This window comes from Bradyrhizobium sp. USDA 4502 (assembly GCF_054063355.1).
The window spans coordinates 6,115,170-6,134,445 of record NZ_JBSSGF010000001.1 but is presented as its reverse complement, the minus strand read 5'-3'; the positions used below and the strand labels follow the sequence as shown (position 1 = coordinate 6,134,445).

The window sequence follows — 19,276 nt, the reverse complement described above, 5'->3', positions numbered from 1 at the left end:
TCGCTTCTCCGTCGTTAGGCTGTCTCAACTCTCAGGGATCGCGTTGGTCAGACGAAGGCGCTCAGCCCTGTGATCGATTTTCCGACGATCAGGGTGTTCATCTCCCTGGTTCCCTCATAGGAGTAGATCGCCTCGGCGTCGGCGACGAAGCGGCCGATATGGTTCTCGAGCAGGATGCCATTGCCGCCGAGCAACTCGCGTGCATAGCCGACGCTTTCGCGACATTTGACGGTGCAGAATGCCTTGGCCAGCGAGGCGTGCTCGTCCAGCATCACGCCCTTGTCCTGCATTTGTCCGAGCCGCAACATCATCGCCTGCGTCGCGGTGACATTGCTGAGCATCCGCACCAGGAGGTCCTGAACCAACTGGAAACCGCCGATCGGCTTGCCGAACTGCCTTCGCTCGGTGGCGTAACGCAAAGCGTGCTCATAGGCACCCATCGCGCACCCCACGGCGAACCAGGCGACGCCGGTACGGGTCATGCGCAGCACCTTGGCAGTGTCCTTGAAGGAATTTGCGTTCTGCAGGCGGTCCGCCTCGGGGACACGGCAGTCCTTCAGGGTGATCAGGCCGTTCTGCACCACGCGAAGCGCCATCTTGGTCTTGATCTTCTCGACCGAGAAGCCGGGATTGTCCTTCGCCACGACGAAGCCCTTGACCTGGTTCGAGCTCTCCTCGCGTGCCCAGATCACATTGATATCGGCGAAGGTGGCGTTGCCGATCCACTTCTTCTGGCCATTGAGGATCCAGGCGTCGCCTTCGCGCCGACAGGTCGTCAGCATTCCACCTGACGTCGCGGAGCCGACCAATGGTTCGGTCAGGCCGAACGAGCCGATCTGTTCGAAGCGCATCATCGAAGGTAACCAGCGTTGCTTCTGCGCCTCGTCGCCACACAGATAGATCGAACCCGCAGAGAGCCCGGTGTGTACACCCCAGAAGGTCGCTACAGAGGAGTCGACCCGCGCCAATTCCATTGCAACGAAACCGTTGAGGAGCCAACTGCCGCCGGCCGCGCCATAGCCCTGATAGCCGACGCCGCCGATGCCGATCTCGGCCATCTTCGGAATGATCGCGAACGGAAATTCGTCGCGGCCCCAAAACTCCTCGATGACAGGAGCGATCACGCCCTCGGTGAACTCGCGCACGCGCCGCACAAGCGCGCGCTCCTTGTCGTTCAGGACGTCGGCAATCCCGTAGAAGTCGCCGTTGATCGGCGGTGGGACGTAATCGGTCCTTGCAGACCGAGTTGCCTGCGCGTTGGCCATGGTTTCCTCCCTAATGCCCGCCGAGGTGTTGTTCGTTGTCGCTTGGTCTTGGCAGACGAAGCGTTGCCGCGACGATCGCTGTGGCGTCCGCACTGATGATCTCAAGCCGATTTGTTCGGGCGGATGCTGGAGCGGAACTCTTCGAAACTTTCTTTCACGCGATCCTGGATGATCTTGACCGCATCGGTGGTCGACTGCCGCGCCGTCGACGCGCTGTCCTGTGCCCCCCTCACCGCGATATCGAACATTTTCCGGGCGAACTCGGTCTGCAAGGAAAGGTTTTCCTGAACCTTGAACGGCTTGTATTCACGCGCCAGCGTCGAGGCCTCGCGCAGGCCCGCCTCCAGCACCTCGCGCTGCTTCTGCGCCACCGATTGCGCGCCTTGGGCTGCGACCTTCGCGCTCTGGCCGAGCGCTTCGAGAGTCTTCTTCTGGGCCTGCAGCAATTCGTCGACGTTCAGCTTCGGCAGGCCGAGATCACTCCCGAACTTCCGCAGCATGTCGATATATGAGCTGTTATCCGTCATGATATCCTCCCTGTGGTTACGACTTTTGCCGTCCGTCTCCAGACGTTGGAACAAGATCTCTCAAGTAACTGGTCGTGCGTGAAAGCAGGGATGACGGCGCGACCTCGCGGCTCTCGTCGGCAAGAAAGGCCTCGACTAGGCGCGCTGTTTCCACCGGACGCGTCACCATGAACATGTGCCCGTCGTCTATCAGAAGCAACTCGGCGTTCGGAATCAGGCTCGCCATGATGTGACCGTTGATCGGAGGGACCAGCGGGTCGTCGCGGCCCATCAGGATCAGCGTCGGTTGCGGCAAGGACCAAAGCCACGGTAGGCTGGTCCAACCGGTCATCGCAAGGAGTTGATAGAAATAGCCCATGTTGCGTGCGCCATGCATCGCGTTCGCATGCCTGCCGATCAATGTCGGATCGCCGCGAAACGCGCCACCATAGATGTCGGCCGCGATCCGGTTCATGTAGTCCTTGTCGGTGTAGCGGCGCGGCGTTGCCATTTTCCAAAGAACCGACGGACTTGCCGGCACCATGGTGAAACCCGGTGCGGTCGCGGCAAGCACCAGGCGCCGGCACCGTTTTGGAAATTGATGGGCGAATTGCTGTGCGATTCCGCCGCCCCATGACACGCCCGCGACATCGATCTCGGCATGGCCGAGCTCCGCAACGAGATCGGCGGCAAGCCGCGCCAACGTCGACGGGCGATACGGCCATGCTGGTCTCGGCGACCCGCCAACACCGGGTACGTCGAAGATGACGGCGGTCGTATTGGTGAGCGCTTCCAGGAACGGCCGCGCCAGCTCCCAATTTGCGCCGATGCCGTTGAACAGCAGCAGCGGCGGCCCGCTGCCGCCGCCATGCCGGATCGCGACCTGAAGCAATTGACCGTCGATCGTCACCTGCCGCGTCTCGATAGCGCGGCGCTGCGCCACCGCTGCCGGTCTCGCCTCGTCGGTGCTGGTGGGATCATCACTCAAAGACGTAGGTCCCCGGAGCCGCACCAAGGGCCGGATAGCGCGTGCTGCCGAGCGAGGCAGGCGCCGCCATCTCGTCGCCCGAGCGCGGCTGCAACCAGTCCCGCCAGTCGAGCCACCAGCTGCCCTTGCGCTTCTCGGCCGACGCCAGGAACACGTCGGGCTGCCCCGAGGCGACTGGCCCGATCATGAAGGACGCCTTCGGATTGGTCGGCGGATTGAGCAGGCTTTGCAGATGTCCGCTGTTCGACAACACGAAGGTGGTACCTTCGCCCATGATCTGAGCGGTCTTGTAGACACCCTGCCACGGCGTGATGTGGTCGGTGATACCGCCGACGATATAGCTGTCGGCCTTGACCCTGCTCATGTCGATGGTCTTGTCGTTGAGCGTCAGCTTGCCGGCGTTCACGAACGGGTTGGAGAAATAAAGGTCGAGATAGTCGCCATGGAGCGCCGCCGGCAGGCGGGTCGTATCGGCATTCCAGTAGAGGATGTCGAAGGCTGGCGGCTGATTGCCGAGCAGATAGTTGTTGACCCAGTAATTCCAGATCAAATCGTTGGGCCGCATCCAGGCGAACATTCGGGCCAGGTCGTGGCCGTCGACAATACCGCGAAGCTGCGACGTCGCCTTGGCCGCGCGCATGGTCTCGGGCGTCATCAGGCAGCCGAATGTGCTCTCCTCGGCCGAGTTGGGGTCGAGCAGGCAGACCGCCAGAACCAGGTTCTTGATCTTCTTCTCCGCCGCGCTGCCGAGCGTGGCGAAATAGGCGGTCGCGGTGATGCCTCCGGAGCAGGACCCCATCATCGAGACGTCGTCGCTGCCGCTGATCTCGCACGCGGCGTTGACGGCCTCGTCGAGCGCGGCGACATAGGCATCCAGGCCCCAGTCGCGGTGCGCCGCCGTCGGGTTACGCCAGCTGACGGCAAAGACCTGGATGCCGCTCTCGAGCAGAAAGCGGACCATGCTCTTGTCCGGCGAGAGATCGAGTGCGTAGTACTTGTTGATCTGCGGCGGCGTGATCACGAGCGGCCGCTTCCTGACCGTCGGGGTCGTCGGCGTGTATTGGATCAACTCGAGCAACTCGTTGCGGAAAATCACGGCACCGGCGGTAGTCGCGAGGTTCTCGCCGACCTTGAAGGCGTTCATGTCCACCATCGAAGGCATGCCGCGATTCTGCGTCAGGTCGCCGATGTAGTTCTTCAGCCCGCTCCACAGGCTTTGCCCGCCGGTGTCGATGAACTTGCGGACCGCTGCCGGGTTCGTGAGCATCGTGTTGGTCGGCGCGACGGCATCGATCAGGATGTCCGTGATCAGATGCGCGCGTTGCTTGTCGATGTCGCTGAGGCTGGTCTTGTCGACCAGGCCGTTGACCGCCTCGCCCCAGGCCAGATAGGCCTTGAGCAGGCCGGAGTGCAGCGAGCTCTCCTTCCAGGTCGGATCGACAAATCGCTTGTCGCCAGCCTTCGGCGCCCGCTCCGACTTACCGGCAGCGATCGATCCGAGCTCGTTGACAAAGGACAGCCACTGCTCGGTTGCGACCTTCGGTTCGTTGATGACCGCTTTGAACAGGACGCCCGCGCCCTCGACAAGATCCTGGCTCTGGATGCCGACCAGCGGATTAAGTGCCAGCGTATTCCTGGACGCGGCCTCGGACATGTCAGACGCCGAGGAAACCGGACTGCGATTTTCGGTGCTCATTGCCTTGCTCCCGCTGCGGGAATCAGAAGCGCCAGCGTTTCGGCGATCAGCGCTGGCTTCTCCGATCCTTCGACCTCCAGCGTATTCAGGGTTTTCATGATTACCTGGCCACCGTCCCGCGGCTCGATGCCAGCAAGCACGACGCGCAGCCGCACCCGTGCGCCTGCTGGCACCGGCGCCAGGAAGCGCACCTTGTCGACGCCGTAGTTCAGCCCGGCGGCGGCATCGCGCGGAATGATCCCGACCTCCATGGCGAGCGGCGCCACCATCGCGAGCGTCAGGTAGCCATGTGCGATCGGACCGCGGAACGGGCTCTCCCGTTTCGCCCGCTCGACGTCGACATGGATCCATTGGTGATCGCCGGTGCAAGATGCGAAATTGTCGATACGCTGCTGATCGATCGCGATCCAGTCGGAAAGCCCGAGCTCCTTTCCAACATGGTCGCCCAGCCCGGCCATTGTGAGGTTGCTCATCCTGTTGTCCTCCTCGAAGTTTTTCTGAGGCGTGCCCGCACCCGTCACATGTCGCCGTATTGCTCGCGCAGCTCCTTCTTGTTGATCTTGCCGACGCTGGTCTTGGGAATGCCGTCGATGAACAGGATCTTGCCGGGGATGCCGTATTTCGAGATGACGCCCTTGTCGGCGAACACCTTGAGATGGTCCTTGATGGTCTCGTCGCTGAGGCCGTCGGCACCGGACGGCTTCTTGACCACCAGCGCGAGTGGCCGCTCGCCCCATTTGTCGTCCTTGACGCCGATCACCGCGGCCTCGGCGACGCCGGCGCATTGCGAGATCAGATCCTCGATCTGCAGCGAGGACACCCATTCGCCGCCGGTCTTGATCACATCCTTGATCCGATCGGTGATGTGGACGTAGCCGCCCGGGGTGACCACGGCGATATCGCTGGTGTGCAGATAGCCGCCCTCCCAGAGCTGCTCGGAGCCTTCCGGATTGTTGAAGTAGCCCTGAGTGAGCCAAGGCGCCCGCAACACGATTTCGCCGGCGGATTTGCCGTCATGCGGCACGTCCTTCATGTCGGAATCGACGATACGCAAATCGACCAGTGGGCCGGCCATTCCGGCGCGGGTCCGGAATTCGACTTCGCCGTCGGGATCGCCGCTGAGATCCTTGGAGCTGACATGGGACACTGCGGCGAGCGGCCCGGTCTCCGACATGCCGTAGCCGGCGAAGATGTCGATGCCGGCCTCCATCGCCTGCTTGGCTAGCGCCTTCGGCAGGGCCGAGCCGCCGATCACCATCTTGAGGCCGTTGAGATCGACATTGGCCGCGGCGGCGGCGTTGAGCAGCATCTGCAGGATGGTCGGCACACCGTGGGTGAAAGTGACGCCCTCGCTCTTGATCAACTTGACCAGCATCGCCGGTTCGTAGCGGCCGGGATAGACCTGCTTGGTGCCGGCCAGCGTCGCCGACCACGGGAAGCCCCAGGCGTGCACGTGGAACATCGGTGTGATCGGCATGTAGACGTCGTCGCGCGAGAATCGCCCCTGCGAGCCGGCCATACCGAACAGCGCCAGCCCGGCGATCGTGTGCAGCACGAGCTGGCGGTGGCTGTAGTAGACGCCCTTGGGCAGCCCGGTCGTACCGGTCGTGTAGAAGGTGGTGGCCTGGGTGTTCTCGTCGAAGTCGGGAAAGTCGTAATCGGGCGAGGCTGCCGCAAGCAGGTTCTCATATTCGCCGATGAAGGACAGGCCGCCGGTCTGCGGCGCCGGCCGGTCCGACATCACGATCATCCGCTTGACGTTCGGCAGCTGCGCCTTCAGCCCTTCCAGTAGGCCGACGAATTCCTCGTTGACCAGCAGCGTCGATGCGCCGGCGTGATTGATCGTGTAGGCGATCTGCTCCGGCGACAGGCGGACGTTCACCGTCTGCAGTACGGCGCCCATCATCGGGATCGCGAAGAATGCTTCGAGGAAGCGATGGCTGTCCCACTCGAGCACACCGACCGTATCGCCAGGCTCGACGCCGGCCTTACTGAGCGCCGAGGCGAGGCGGCCGATCCGCTCCCGGGTCTGGCGATAGGTGAAGCGCTTCAGATTACGGTAGACCACCTCCTGGTCCGGCGCCTGCACGCGCGGCGTGTGCCAGAGCTGCTTGAAGATGAGCGGATATTGGTAAGCGGATTGGGCAGTCTGAATCAGCCTTCCAACCATGGAAGCCTCCCTCGACTTGGCATTCCCTCCGACCGCATCGTCCGCAACTCGAAGATGAGCGGATCGCGTGCACTGCCGTCTTGTGTTGCGGCGGTTTCACCGCTTGACATTAGGCCGAAGCGTCGCGTGGCGCCCGAGATTTGTGAAGGTCCGAAACGGACATCGGCCGGGTCTGAACCGGACAGACTGCTCTCATCGACGGCAATCGTCTTTACCGAAACTGCTCTCTTGCTGTCCTTGCGGTCTCTCACCGGTCTCATTTTGCTGCCCCGCAGCAGGAGAGGACTCGTTGATATGTCTTGGGTTGTCCGACGAACCGGCTATCTTGCGAGGTGTTGGCGAATTGAGATACGCACCGCTTCCGCAGTGCGGTGTCTTGCGACCAGATTGAAGGAAAGGCTGGTTCACTTTGCAACCAACCACACGCTTGAAGCGGCCCCTGGGCGCTCGCAGTGACGGTCTGACCGTCGGTGCCGGCGACAAGGTCTACGAGACCACCAAGCTCGGCGCGGTGTTCGACATGCTGCGCAGCCAGGGCGCCGCCGCCGATGCCATCTTGCGCGACACGAACATTGCGCTCGCCGATGTTCATTCGCCGCAGGCGCGGATCTCGCTGACGCAGCTGATGACGGTCTGTCAGAACGCTTTGCGATTGTCGACCGATCGTCACTTGCCTTATCGAATCGGCGGCTCGATCCATATTTCCACCTACGGCATGTACGGCTATGCGCTGCTCTGCTGTCCCGACTTCCGCAAGGCGATGGAATTCGCGATGCGTTACCACGCGCTCGCTGCGCCGCTGGTGGCGATCGAATTTCGCGAGGACAAGGCATCCGCCAGGTGGGCCATTGAGCCGAATCTGTATGCGCTCACCGATTCCGCGCTCTACCGATTTGTCACCGAGATGCAGATCGGCATCCACATATCGCTGATGCGCGACATCATGGGACCGGGTTTTGTACCCGCGGAGATCAGGCTCGCGTATTCGGAGGCATCCGATTTCGAACTTCCGTTCGATCAAGTTCGGTGCCCGGTCCGCTTCGATCAGCCGGTCAACGAGATCGTTTTCACCGCACAATGGCTGGATCGCAGCGCGGATCTTGGCAACAAGACCACATATCCGACCATCGTCGCTTTATGCGACGACCTGCTCGGGGATCTGAAGTTGCGCGTAGGCGTCGCCGGGAAGATTCGCGCGGTCCTGCTTCGTGATATTGCCAACCCGCCGAGTTTCGAGGCTATCGCAAAGCTGCTTGGCATGAACGACCGCTCACTGCGGCGCCAGCTTCGTCAGCAGGGTTTCTCCTTTCGTGGGTTGCGGGACGAGTTGCGCACCCAGATTGCCCTGAAATATCTCCGCAATACGACGCTGTCCAATGAGGACATCGCGCTGGCGCTCGGTTTCAGCGACGCGGCCAACTTCAGGCGCGCCTTCCATCGATGGACGAACAAGGCGCCGAGCGATATCCGCAGTGATTCCGAGGCTTTGTGAAGGTGGAGTGCGGCAGTTGAATTCTCCCACGGCACCCGGCTCTATCGATCATTCAAACCTCGAGGTCCTGTGGGAAGACGGTGAACGCATCTTCTACAGGGGAGTTCAGCGCGGCAATTCAGGTCGCGGGAACGTGCTGATCGTCCTGCCAGCCGCGGAGTATCCGACCGCTGCCGCCCTCGAGCGGTTCACCCACGAATTCCGACTGAGGGACGAACTGGATCCCGCGTGGTCGGTGCGCCCGCTTGGACTCATCCGCGACGGCAGCCGGACCGGGCTCATGATCGAGGATTCCGGCGGTGAACCTCTTGACTGCCTGCTGGACGCACCGATGGAAATCGAAAGCTTCCTGCATTTGGCTGCCCGGATCACGCTGGCATTGGGCAAGCTCCATCAGCGTGGGCTCGTCCACAAGGACATCAAGCCTGCGAATATCATCGTGAACCGCGCGACTGGAGATGTCAGGTTCACCGGATTCGGACTTGCCTCCCGCCTCCCGCGCGAACGACAGCCGCCGGAAACGATTGCCGGGACGCTCGCCTACATGGCGCCCGAACAGACCGGGCGGATGAATCGCTCGATCGATTCCCGTAGCGACCTGTATGCGCTCGGGATCACGCTGTACAGAATGCTCACCGGGGCGCTGCCTTTCTCCGCATCTGACCCGATGGAGTGGGTTCACTGCCATGTCGCGAAGAATCCCGTGCCTCCGGGCGCGCGACTGAACAATGTGCCTGCGCCGGTCTCTGCGATCATCATGAGGCTGCTCGCCAAGGCGCCTGAGGATCGTTATCAGACCGCGGCGGGGCTCGAGCATGATCTTCGGTACTGTCTCGCTGGCGCGCAAGGCAGGCTTGATTCATTCCCGCTCGGCGAGCGGGATATTCCCGACCGGCTGCAGATGCCGGAGAAGCTCTACGGACGAGCCCGCGAGATCGAGATACTGCTGTCGTCGTTCGGTCGGGTCGTGAAGACCGGCGCGCCGGAACTGGTGCTGGTCTCCGGATATTCCGGAGTCGGGAAATCCTCGGTCGTCAATGAACTGCACAGTGTTCTAGTGTCGCCGCGCGGGCTTTTCGCATCGGGCAAGTTCGATCAATACAAGCGCGATATCCCCTATTCGACGCTGGCTCAGGCCTTTCAAGGCTTGACCCGATCAGTGCTCGGGAAGAGCGAGCCGGAGCTGGATAAATGGCGCGCGTCGCTGCGCGATGCATTGGGCCCGAACGGGCAGCTCGTCCTGGACTTGGTTCCGGAACTGAAGCTGATCGTTGGTAGTCAACCACCCGTCGTTGAGCTCCCGCCCCACGACGCGCAACGGCGTTTTCAGCTGGTGTTTCGGCGATTTCTCTCCGTCTTCGCGCGGCCAGAGCATCCGCTTGTGCTGTTCCTCGACGACCTGCAGTGGATCGATTCGGCAACGTTGGACTTGCTGGAGGATCTGTTGACCCAGCGTGACGTCCAGCACCTAATGTTGATCGGGGCTTACCGCGACAACGAGGTTGGCTCCGGCCATCCTCTGATCCGGAAGCTCGAAGCGATCGACGCGGTCGTACACAAGATCATCCTTGGGCCACTTACCCGTGGCGACCTCGGACAGCTGATCAGCGATGCCCTTCACTGCGACACCGAACGCGCCATGGCGCTGGCGCAGCTGATTCATGACAAGACCGGGGGAAATCCGTTCTTTGCCAATCAACTGATCTCCGTATTGGTCGAGGAGAGCTTGCTCGTCTTCGACGGGGAAGGGCGATGGTCGTGGGATATCGGTCGGATTCACGCCAAGCGCTATAGCGATAATGTCGTGGACCTCATGATCGGCAAGTTGAGCCGCCTGCCGGTTGAGACGCAGCAGGCCCTGCAGCTGCTTGCGTGCATAGGCAACAGCGCCGACGTCGATCGGCTCCAGATGGTTTCCCAGCAATCCAACGACAAAATGCATCACGCGCTTGGCGATGCGGTTCGCGCGGGTCTGATATTCCACTCGGAACAGGCCTACACATTCCTCCACGATCGCATCCAGGAAGCGGCGTACTCGTTGATCCCGCCGGATGCGCGCAGGGCGGCCCATCTCAGGATCGGCAGGCTGCTTGCAGAGGGCATCCCATCTGACGAGCAGGAGGAAGCAATCTTCGAGATCGTCAACCAGCTCAACCGCGGTTCGTCTCTCATCACATCGCACGAGGACCGCGAGCAGCTCGCGGAATTGAACCTGATCGCCGGCAAGCGCGCGAAGGCGTCGTCCGCCTACGTCTCCGCCTTGGCTTATCTCAGTGCAGGCGCGATGCTGCTGCCCGAGGATGCGTGGAGCCGTCGGCAGGCCCTGGCCTTCGCGCTGGAGCTATCCCAGACCGATTGCGAGCTCTGGACGGGCGAGCTGTCGTCGGCGGAGCAGCGTCTGGCCGCTCTTGCAGCGCGCGCCGTGGACACCGTCCAACGGGCGGCTGTCGCAAGCCGGCGGGTGGACCTCTACACAATGCTCGGGGTGATCGACCGGGCCGTCGCGGTGGGACTGGAGTTCCTCCAGTCCGTGGGTATCAATTGGCCGGCCGATCCCACCGAGGCCGACGCGCACCGTGAGTACGAGCGGATCTGGTCCGCACTAGGAGGTCGCGCCATCGAGGAGCTCGTCGAGCTGCCGCTGATGCACGATCCGGAGTCGCTTGCGACGCTCGACTTGCTGACCATTCTTGCCACGCCGGCGATGTACACGGACCTCAATCTGTTCGCGCTCATCACCTGCAGGGCGGTAAATCTCAGTGTGGAACGCGGCAACAGCGATGCCGCGCCGGCCCATTTCTCCGCCGTCGGTTGGCAAGCCGGCGATCGCTTCGGGGACTACGAGGCCGGCTACCGATTCGGCAAGATCGGGTGCGACTTGACCGAGCGTAGCGGATTGACGCGCTTCGGAGGAAAGACCTATTCGAATTTCGCACTCACCGTCCCTTATACTCGTCCCGTCCGCGAAAGGATCGGTCCGGCGCGCCGTGCCTTTCAGCTGGCGACCGAGCAGGCAGATCCGTCCAGCGGTGCCTATGCTTGCAGCAGTCTCATTTCGACATTTCTCACCTCCGGTGATCCGCTCGATCAGGTCGAGGGCGAGGCCGAGCACGGCTTGGAGTTTGCGCGCACGATCAAGTTCGGCTCCATCGCCGATCGTATTTCGGCGCCGCTGGCGCTCGTTCGAACGCTCCGCGGCAAGGCAGAACGATTTGGTTCGCTCGATACCGGCGGATTCACGGAGCAGGCATTCGAGGAGCGCCTGACCGATCAAGCGACCCGTGCCTTGCCGGAATGCTTCTACTGGATCCGAAAGCTGCAGGCGCGCTTCTTCGCGGGCGACCATCCGGGAGCCGTCGAGGCTGCCAGGAACGCCGAAAAGTGGTTCTCAACGTCAGCGTCGGTATCGATCTTTGTGCTGGAAAGCGCCGATTACCATTTCTATGCGGCGCTCTCGCGTGCCGCATATTGCGAGCCCGCGGGCCCCGATCCGTACGTAAGACAGCAGGAAGCGCTCGCGAGACACCATGCCCAGCTCAAGTCCTGGGCGGCCAACTGTCCGGCGAATTTCGAGAGCCGCGTTGCGCTGGTAGGAGCGGAGATTGCCCGCATCGAAGGCCGCGTGCTCGACGCCGAACATCTTTACGAACAGGCCATCCGCTCGGCAGGTGCAAACGGCTTTGTACACAATGAGGCGCTTGCCTACGAACTGGCCGCCCGCTTCTACGCGGCGCGCGAGTTCAACCAGATCGCAGATCTGTATCTGCGGAGCGCTCGCCATGGCTATCTGCGCTGGGGAGCGGTTGGGAAGGTCCGCCAACTCGACGAGACGTATCCGAACCTGAGACAAGACGAGCGGCTCATCGGCCCGACAGGCACCATTGGCACGCCGGTCGAGTACCTCGATCTCGCAACGGTGATCAAGGTATCGCAAGCCATTTCGAGTGAGATCGTACTCGAAAAGCTGATCGACACGCTGATGCACACCGCCATGATGCAGGCCGGCGCCGAGCGCGCGCTGCTGATCGTGCCACATGCGCAAGAACCGCGGATTGAAGCGGAAGCCACGACCGATCACGACAGGGTCACCGTACGTCTGGTCGACGACGCCTTGACCGAGCGCGCGTTGCCTCAGTCGGTGGTGAACTACGTGCTGCGCACCGGCGAGATCGTGATTCTGGACGATGCCCCGTCGCAGTCGCCGTTCAGCGAGGATCCCTATGTCCGGCAGCGCCTGGCCCGATCCATTCTTTGCCTGCCGTTGCTCAATCAGGCCAAGCTCATCGGTGCGCTGTACCTCGAAAACGGCCTGGCGCCTGGGGTCTTCGCGCCCGCTCGCGTCATGGTGCTGAAACTGCTCGCCTCGCAGGCGGCGATCGCGCTCGAGAATGCCCATCTTTATCGCGACGTCGCCGAGCGTGAGACGAAAATTCGTCGTCTGGTTGATTCCAACATCATCGGAATCTTCATCTGGGATTTTGACGGTCGCATCCTCGAGGCAAATGACGCGTTTCTTCGGATGGTGGATTACGATCGCGATGACCTCACGAAAGGCCGTATCAAGTGGACGGACCTCACGCCGGTCGATTGGCGCGACTGGAACAGCGCGAGGATTGAGCGGCAAAAACTGAGCGGCAGGTTTGAGCCGTCCGAAAAGGAGTATGTGCGTAAGGACGGCAGCCGCGTGCCCGTCCTGGTCGGCGGGGCGACATTCGATGCGGACGGTAGTCAAGGCGTCGCCTTCGTGCTCGATCTGACGGAGCGCAAGCGCGCCGAGGAGGCGTTGCGGGAGAGCGAAGCGAAGTTCAGTGACTATGCCGCCGGGGCCTCCGACTGGCTGTGGGAAACCGGTCCGGACTACCGGTTCACGTTGTTGACCGAGAACGCGTTTCGGTCGAATCCGGCGGATCGGATCGGCTCGCTTTGCTGGGACCACGCACTCGACCTCGAGGCCGAGCCGGAAAAGTGGCGGGCTGTCTGGCTTACCCTCGACGAACGCAGGTCATTCGTTGATTTTGTCTATTGCTCCACCGACGGCGGCGGCTATCCGATGTATGTAAAGGCCAGCGGCAAACCGGTGTTCGGCATCGATGGGGAATTCCGCGGTTATCGCGGCACGGGCACGGATGTTACGGCGATCATGCGCGCGCAGCAGGCAGAAGCTTCGTTGCTGGATGCGGAGAAGGAACTGCGGGACACGCAGGCCAAGCTCGCACGCGCTTCACAGGCCGCGACCGTCGCCGAACTCTCGGCATCGATCGCCCACGAAATCAACCAGCCGCTGACCGGGATTGTCGCGAGCGCGCAGACCTGCCGGACCTGGCTCGCCGGCGAGAGCCCCAACCTTCCGCGGGCTCGGGCCGCGATCGACAGGATTGTCCGGGACAGTAACGCGGCGGCGGACATCATACGGAACATCCGCGCCCTCTTTAAGCAGACCGCGCCAACGAAGAGCCCTCTGCACATTAACGAAGTGATCGATGAGGTCAGCCGCCTGGCGCGCGACGACCTCAATCGCAGGGGGGTCTCGCTGGAGCTGCACCTCGCGGAAGTCCTGCCTCCCGTACCGGCGGACCGGATTCAAATTCAACAGGCATTGATGAACCTCATTCGCAACGGCGCGGAGGCGATGGAAGAGGCCGGCAGCCAAGGGAAGCGGCTGGTCGTGCGTTCATATTGCCGGGATGGGCGCATCGTCGTCGAGGTCTACGACGTCGGCCCGGGATTGGCACACCCGGACAGGGCATTTGATCCGTTCTACAGTACGAAGCAGAATGGTCTTGGTGTGGGCCTCACGATCAGTCGATCGATCGTTCAAGCTCATGGCGGCGCGCTCGGCGTGCGTGACAACCGGCCGCAAGGAGCGGTATTCTGGTTCACGCTACCGCTCTGGTCGGAAGTCGAGCATGACGAACGAATCTAGCAGAGCAGATTCAAACAATGACAGGGGCGCGAGAGCGCTCGCCGATCGGGCGCAGCTGCAAAGCACGCTGGATGTCATTCCGGCCTATACCTGGTACGCGTCGTCGTCTGGCGGGCTTACCTACGTGAACAGACGGATTGCGGACTACCTCGGTCTTGCGAACGATCATCCGCTGCGCTTCGGCATCAATACGGGCGCGCGCTGGGACTCCCATATCCCGCTTCTGCACCCGGACGATCACGAGGAAACGCGCAAGGTCTGGTCGACCTGTTTGCGCACTGGCGGGGCGGGTGAGGTCAGTTTTCGCGTGCGAAATGCTAAGGGCGACTACCGCTGGTTCCTCAGTCGTGCTGAACCACACCGAGCTGACGACGGAACTCTGCTGGGCTGGGTCGGAGTGAATCTGGATATTGAAGAACTCAAGCTCGCGGAGCAGGCATTGCGGGAGAGCGAGTTCAAGCTCCGCGAGATCATCGATACCGTGCCGTCGATGTTATGGTCGGCCGCGCCGGACGGTGAGCCGACCCATCTCAATCAAAAGGTGCTCGACTACAGCGGCATGGTGCTTGAGAACTTTTTGAACGTTGGCTGGGAAGCATTCATTCACCCTGACGATTTTCCGGCGACGGCCAAGGCATTCTTTCACGCGATCGAGACCGGTGGGTCCTACGACGTCGTGCATCGCCTGCGTCGAGCGGATGGTCAGTATCGCTGGCACCACGCACGGGGAGAACCACTTCGTGACAAGGAACGGCGGATTGTCCAATGGTATGGTCTGACTGTTGATATCGAGGAAGCCAAGAATGCGGAGCATGAGCTGAGAGCGACGCAAGCCCGCCTGGCCCGCGCTTCTCAGGCGGCGATGGTCTCTGAGCTATCGGCTTCTATTGCTCACGAGGTCAACCAACCGTTGGCAGGGATTGTTGCGAGCGCGCAGACGTGCCGATCCTGGTTGTCCGACGACATCCCCAATCTTCCGCGCGCGCTGGCGGCTATCGAACGTATCATCAGGGACGGCAATGCAGCAGCGGACATCATCCGGCGTATTCGCGCGCTCTTCAAGCAAACTTCGTCGACGAAAGTTCCTTTGGATATCAATGAGGTGATCGAGGAGGTTTGGCGTCTTGCTCAGCATGAATTCATTCGCAAGGGCATTACGATAGAGTTGGAGTTAACGCAGGCCCTGCCTCCCATCCTTGCCGACCGGATCCAGATTCAGCAGGTCCTCATCAATCTCATTCGCAACGGCGCCGAGGCGATGGAGGGGGTGTTGGTCAAGCGAATGGTCGTTCGATCGCAGCACGTGGACGGCTGCATCGTCGTAGAAGTCTGCGACCACGGTACCGGATTGGCTCACCCGGACCGAATATTCGAGCCGTTTTTCAGCACCAAGCGGGAAGGTCTCGGGATCGGCCTTACAATCAGCCGTTCCATCGTCCAGGCTCACGATGGCGCACTTAGCGCCCGCGATAACCAGCCGTGCGGAACAGTATTCTCGCTCTCCCTGCCATTAGGGGAATCTTGAGATGAAACGAGAAGCTGAGTTGATCGTCATTGTGGACGATGATTTCAGGGTCCGGGAGTCGCTTTCCGACTTGTTTGACTCTCGCAATCTCGCCTGGGTCGCGTTCGGATCCGCGGCCGAATACCTTCGGTTTGTCAGCCCAAATGTACCAAGCTGCCTGGTGCTGGATGTGTTGCTACCAGATATCGACGGACTTGCGCTGCAGACCGCACTCGCGCCGACGCAGCACCCTCCGATCGTGTTCATTAGCGGTCATGGAGATGTTCCCTTGTCGGTCAAGGCAATGAAGGCCGGAGCAATCGACTTTCTTACGAAACCGGTGGACGAAGCTCAGCTCTTGCAGGCCGTCAATGCGGCCCTGGACCGCGATCGTGAAGCGCGACGCCATCGAGCCGAGCGGGCCTTGCTTGACGAATACTACGCCACGCTGACGCCACGCGAGCGTGATGTCCTGCCGCTCGTCGTCAGCGGGTTATTGAACAAACAGGCGGCTGCGGAATTGGGCATCAGTGAGGTGACGCTGCAAATCCATCGCAGCAGGATCTTGCAAAAAATGAAGGCCCGCTCGATCGCCGACCTGGTGCGGATGACCGAGCGGCTCAAGATCGCGCCCGCGAACGTACATAATACAAAACCCTGATGGCCGTCGAACTCCCGAACCGCTATGTCACGGCAACAGAAAGGCAAACGGCGTGTCCCCGCCCGTGAAGGCCGTCATAGCTGTCATTGATGATGACCATCGGCTCCTTGAATCTCTTGAAGATTTGCTGGAGTCGGCGGGCTACGGCGTTCGACTGTTCGCATCAGCGGAACAATTCCTGGGTACGCGATTCGCCGATGTCGATTGCGTCATATCCGATATCGGCATGAAGGGTGTCAGCGGATTTGCGCTCCAACAGATGATCCGGCGGCTGCAACCCGATCTTCCGGTCATACTGATCACCGGCCGTCACGAGTTCGCGGCGGTCGAGTACGAGGCGTCACGCGACGGACGCCAGCTCTTTGAAAAGCCGTTCGACAGACAGGAATTGCTCGCTGCGATCGCCTCCGAATTGCGCACAACGACTGGCAGCCCGCGATAACGGGTCGATCTGCCGCACTAATAGATAAACGCTATATACCATGCCTTTCGCGCTCCCCTACCGTTGCATCGCTGGAAGAGTTTACGGCGCGATATCGCTCCTGGTCGGGCGAATCCGTTGCCAGATCAAGTCGCGAGCGGAAGGCTATGCAAACGAAGGCAAAAGTCGCACTGCAATATGGGACATTGCATTCGTCGGTCCAGCCTCAATGGTCGGCCTCACTTGCTGATCTGGGCGCCAGCTTTGACGATGGAACGTTCGATCCCGTCGCCCCCAAGGCCAGCATTGCGATCGTGCTTGGCAATTCAAGCGTGGGCGGCGCAGCTTGCGTTGACGCGGCGAGCTCGCCGAGCCGGTCACGGCGCCCCCTCGATGGTCGCCGACTGGGGCGCGTTCTCGACTACATCGAACAGCATCTCACCGAGGACATCGCGGTCGCTGACCTAGCCGGCGTCGCGTGCCTCAGCATCTTTTACTTTTCGCGCGCGTTCTCCGCGGCAACAGGGATGCCCCCGCATCGCTACCTCACTCAAAGGCGTCTCAACCGCGCGAAGCAGATGATCGAGGCGGGTAGTGCGTCGATCGCGGAAACGGCCTTCATCTACCGATTCTCCTCACAATCGAGCTTCACCCGCGCGTTCCGCCGGGCCACGGGCACGACGCCGGCGATGTATCGACGAGTTCGCGATTCGCAAGCGTCAATCCCGTCTCTTGCGAGTACCGAGGACAGAGCAAGCGAGGTCTAAATGAGGGCAAGCGTGGTGCATACGCCGCTGCTGCCCGCCACTAACTTGTCTAACAGCCGACCCGGACAGCGCATGTCGCGGCCATGTGGGGCGCAATTGAAGCCGTTACTCAGCAAGATGAGGAGAGGGCCGTGAGCAAGCGAGTGGCCGAAGTATTGGTCGAGACGTTGCAGGCGGCCGGCGTCAAGCGGTGCTACGGGATCATCGGCGATACTGTCAATCGCATTGCCCACGCCATCGATGCCAGCGAGATCGAATGGGTCCATATGCGCCACGAGGAGGCGGGCGCCTTCGCAGCGAGCGCGGAAGCTCTGTTCACCGGCGAACTCACCGCCTGTGCCGGCAGCTGCGGCCCCGGCAGCCTCCATTTCATCAACGGGCTCTATGAGGCCAATCGCAACCGCGCGCCGGTCGTTCTCATCGCGACCCAGGTGGTGCGCGAAGACATCGGCTTCGATGCTATCCAGGAGATCGACTTCGCGGATGTCTACAAGGGCTGCACTGTCTTCTGCGAGATGATCATCACGCCCGAGCAGGCCCGGCGCAAGACGGTTGCGGCCTGCCAGGCAGCGTTGACCAGGCGTGGCGTCGCCGTGTTGGTGGTCCCGGCGGATGTCTCCAATGCAGCAGCGCACGAAGAGCGGCCGTACGTGGTCCACAATCGGCCGCCGCTGGTTCGGCCGAGTGATGCGGACCTCGATGGGATCGCGGCGATCCTAAACAAGAGCAGCGCCATCACCATCTACGCCGGTGCTGGCTGCGCCGGGGCCCATGACGAGGTCGTCGCCACCGCCGCGCGGCTGAAGTCGCCGGTGGCCCACACCTCCCGGGGCAAGGACTTCATCGAATACGATAATCCCTACAATGTCGGGATGACCGGCATTATCGGCGCGGCCGCCGGCTATCGTGCGGTCCTCGACTGCGACGTCCTGCTGTTGCTTGGCGCGGACTTCGCCTGGAGCCAGTTCTATCCGGACAAGGCGACGATCATTCAGATCGATCACGATCCGACGCATATCGGCCGCCGCCATCCCGTAGCCTTTGGCGTCGTCGGCGACATCAAGGCCAGCCTGGAGGCTCTGCTGCCGCGTCTCGAGCAGCACAGAGATGCAACCTTCTTGGCGTCGCACGTGAAGCGTCAAGAAAAGGAGCGGCAGTCGGCACAGTCGGAAACCGTGGCCAGTCCCGACTCGACCATTTCCGGCACTTACTTGACCAAAATCATTAATCAACGCGCCGCCAAGGACGCGCTGTTCGCCGCTGACGACGGTACGGCGGCGGTGTGGATGCTACGCCACATCGACACCGGTGGCAGGCGGCGAACCTTCGCCAGCCTGCTGCATGGCACGATGGCGTCGGGAATGCCGTCGGCGATCGGCTTGCAGAAGTGCCAGCCTGGCAGGCAGGTCGTTTGCCTGGCGGGCGATGGCGGGTTTGCGATGCTGCTCGGCGATCTCCTGACCATCGTGCAGGAGAAGCTGCCGATCAAGATCGTCGTCTACGACAACGGCAAGCTCGGCTTTGTCGACATCGAGCAGAAGGCTTCGGGCTTTGTACCGATCTATACCGACCTCAAGAACCCCGATTTCGGCGAAGTCGCGAAGGCGATCGGACTCTGGGGACGCAGCCTCAGCAAGGCGGGCGATCTCGACGAGGCCATCACGAGCTGGCTCGCGCAGCCAGGTCCCGCGCTGCTGCACGTGAAGGTGAATCCGATGCAACTGGTCATGCCGCCTTCGCCATTGATGGCGCCGGAGGCCGTGATCGGGATGGCGGTCTATTCGGCGAGGGCCGTGCTCGAAGGCAAAGGCCACGATGTCTGGGAGATGATGGTGGAGAACGTGCGCTGATTGCGGTGCGCGAGTGACGTCACAAACAAGGAG

General features: G+C 61.8%; 13 protein-coding genes. 7 read left to right on the top strand and 6 right to left on the bottom strand.

Features of this window, described 5'->3' with window-relative positions; genetic code table 11:
• Positions 1-47: 47 nt before the first annotated feature.
• From ACVW1B_RS28465 to ACVW1B_RS28440, 6 genes are all read right to left on the bottom strand, one after another.
• Entirely contained in the window at positions 48-1,265 is a 1,218-nt protein-coding gene (locus tag ACVW1B_RS28465) for an acyl-CoA dehydrogenase family protein (protein WP_456822565.1), read from the bottom strand.
• Positions 1,266-1,366: 101 nt separating this feature from the next.
• Positions 1,367-1,792 (bottom strand): phasin family protein, encoded by a 426-nt coding sequence (locus ACVW1B_RS28460; protein WP_456822564.1) that lies wholly within the window; start codon positions 1,790-1,792, stop codon positions 1,367-1,369.
• Between the two features lie 16 nt (positions 1,793-1,808).
• Positions 1,809-2,759, bottom strand: a complete 951-nt coding sequence (gene phaZ, locus ACVW1B_RS28455; protein WP_456822563.1) for a poly(3-hydroxyalkanoate) depolymerase — start codon at positions 2,757-2,759, stop codon at positions 1,809-1,811.
• Entirely contained in the window at positions 2,752-4,455 is a 1,704-nt protein-coding gene (locus tag ACVW1B_RS28450) for an alpha/beta fold hydrolase (protein ID WP_456822562.1), read from the bottom strand. Before ACVW1B_RS28450 ends, phaZ begins: the two co-directional genes overlap by 8 nt.
• Positions 4,452-4,928 (bottom strand): MaoC family dehydratase, encoded by a 477-nt coding sequence (locus tag ACVW1B_RS28445; RefSeq protein WP_456822561.1) that lies wholly within the window; start codon positions 4,926-4,928, stop codon positions 4,452-4,454. Before ACVW1B_RS28445 ends, ACVW1B_RS28450 begins: the two co-directional genes overlap by 4 nt.
• Before the next feature lie 44 nt (positions 4,929-4,972).
• Positions 4,973-6,625, bottom strand: coding sequence for a fatty acid--CoA ligase (locus ACVW1B_RS28440; RefSeq protein WP_456822560.1), 1,653 nt, complete (start codon positions 6,623-6,625; stop codon positions 4,973-4,975).
• A 520-nt stretch (positions 6,626-7,145) separates the two neighbouring features.
• Between ACVW1B_RS28440 and ACVW1B_RS28435 the strand changes: the two genes are divergently transcribed.
• From ACVW1B_RS28435 to ACVW1B_RS28405, 7 genes are all read left to right on the top strand, one after another.
• Positions 7,146-8,117: an AraC family transcriptional regulator gene (locus ACVW1B_RS28435; RefSeq protein WP_456822559.1), complete on the top strand. Its 972-nt coding sequence runs from the start codon at positions 7,146-7,148 to the stop codon at positions 8,115-8,117.
• Between the two features lie 16 nt (positions 8,118-8,133).
• Positions 8,134-14,040, top strand: a complete 5,907-nt coding sequence (locus tag ACVW1B_RS28430) for an ATP-binding sensor histidine kinase (protein ID WP_456822558.1) — start codon at positions 8,134-8,136, stop codon at positions 14,038-14,040.
• Positions 14,024-15,565 (top strand): PAS domain-containing sensor histidine kinase, encoded by a 1,542-nt coding sequence (locus tag ACVW1B_RS28425; RefSeq protein ID WP_456822557.1) that lies wholly within the window; start codon positions 14,024-14,026, stop codon positions 15,563-15,565. Before ACVW1B_RS28430 ends, ACVW1B_RS28425 begins: the two co-directional genes overlap by 17 nt.
• Position 15,566: 1 nt before the next feature.
• Positions 15,567-16,205 carry a response regulator transcription factor gene (locus ACVW1B_RS28420; RefSeq protein WP_456822556.1) on the top strand — a complete coding sequence of 213 codons (639 nt, stop codon included), beginning with the start codon at positions 15,567-15,569 and terminating at the stop codon, positions 16,203-16,205.
• A 52-nt stretch (positions 16,206-16,257) separates the two neighbouring features.
• Positions 16,258-16,647: a response regulator gene (locus ACVW1B_RS28415; protein ID WP_456822555.1), complete on the top strand. Its 390-nt coding sequence runs from the start codon at positions 16,258-16,260 to the stop codon at positions 16,645-16,647.
• A 146-nt stretch (positions 16,648-16,793) separates the two neighbouring features.
• Positions 16,794-17,393: a helix-turn-helix domain-containing protein gene (locus ACVW1B_RS28410; protein ID WP_456822554.1), complete on the top strand. Its 600-nt coding sequence runs from the start codon at positions 16,794-16,796 to the stop codon at positions 17,391-17,393.
• 131 nt (positions 17,394-17,524) lie between these two features.
• On the top strand, positions 17,525-19,243 hold the full coding sequence (locus ACVW1B_RS28405; RefSeq protein ID WP_456822553.1) for a thiamine pyrophosphate-dependent enzyme: 1,719 nt from the start codon (positions 17,525-17,527) through the stop codon (positions 19,241-19,243).
• Positions 19,244-19,276 lie beyond the last annotated feature (33 nt).

Bases quoted from the DNA above. Each gene is read 5' to 3' on its own strand.
- ACVW1B_RS28440 (WP_456822560.1), bottom strand. From the start codon at position 6,625: ATGGTTGGAAGGCTGATTCAGACTGCCCAATCCGCTTACCAATATCCG.
- ACVW1B_RS28445 (WP_456822561.1), bottom strand. From the start codon at position 4,928: ATGAGCAACCTCACAATGGCCGGGCTGGGCGACCATGTTGGAAAGGAG.
- ACVW1B_RS28450 (WP_456822562.1), bottom strand. From the start codon at position 4,455: ATGAGCACCGAAAATCGCAGTCCGGTTTCCTCGGCGTCTGACATGTCC.
- ACVW1B_RS28420 (WP_456822556.1), top strand. From the start codon at position 15,567: ATGAAACGAGAAGCTGAGTTGATCGTCATTGTGGACGATGATTTCAGG.
- ACVW1B_RS28460 (WP_456822564.1), bottom strand. From the start codon at position 1,792: ATGACGGATAACAGCTCATATATCGACATGCTGCGGAAGTTCGGGAGT.
- ACVW1B_RS28410 (WP_456822554.1), top strand. From the start codon at position 16,794: ATGCAAACGAAGGCAAAAGTCGCACTGCAATATGGGACATTGCATTCG.
- ACVW1B_RS28435 (WP_456822559.1), top strand. From the start codon at position 7,146: ATGCTGCGCAGCCAGGGCGCCGCCGCCGATGCCATCTTGCGCGACACG.
- ACVW1B_RS28465 (WP_456822565.1), bottom strand. From the start codon at position 1,265: ATGGCCAACGCGCAGGCAACTCGGTCTGCAAGGACCGATTACGTCCCA.
- ACVW1B_RS28425 (WP_456822557.1), top strand. From the start codon at position 14,024: ATGACGAACGAATCTAGCAGAGCAGATTCAAACAATGACAGGGGCGCG.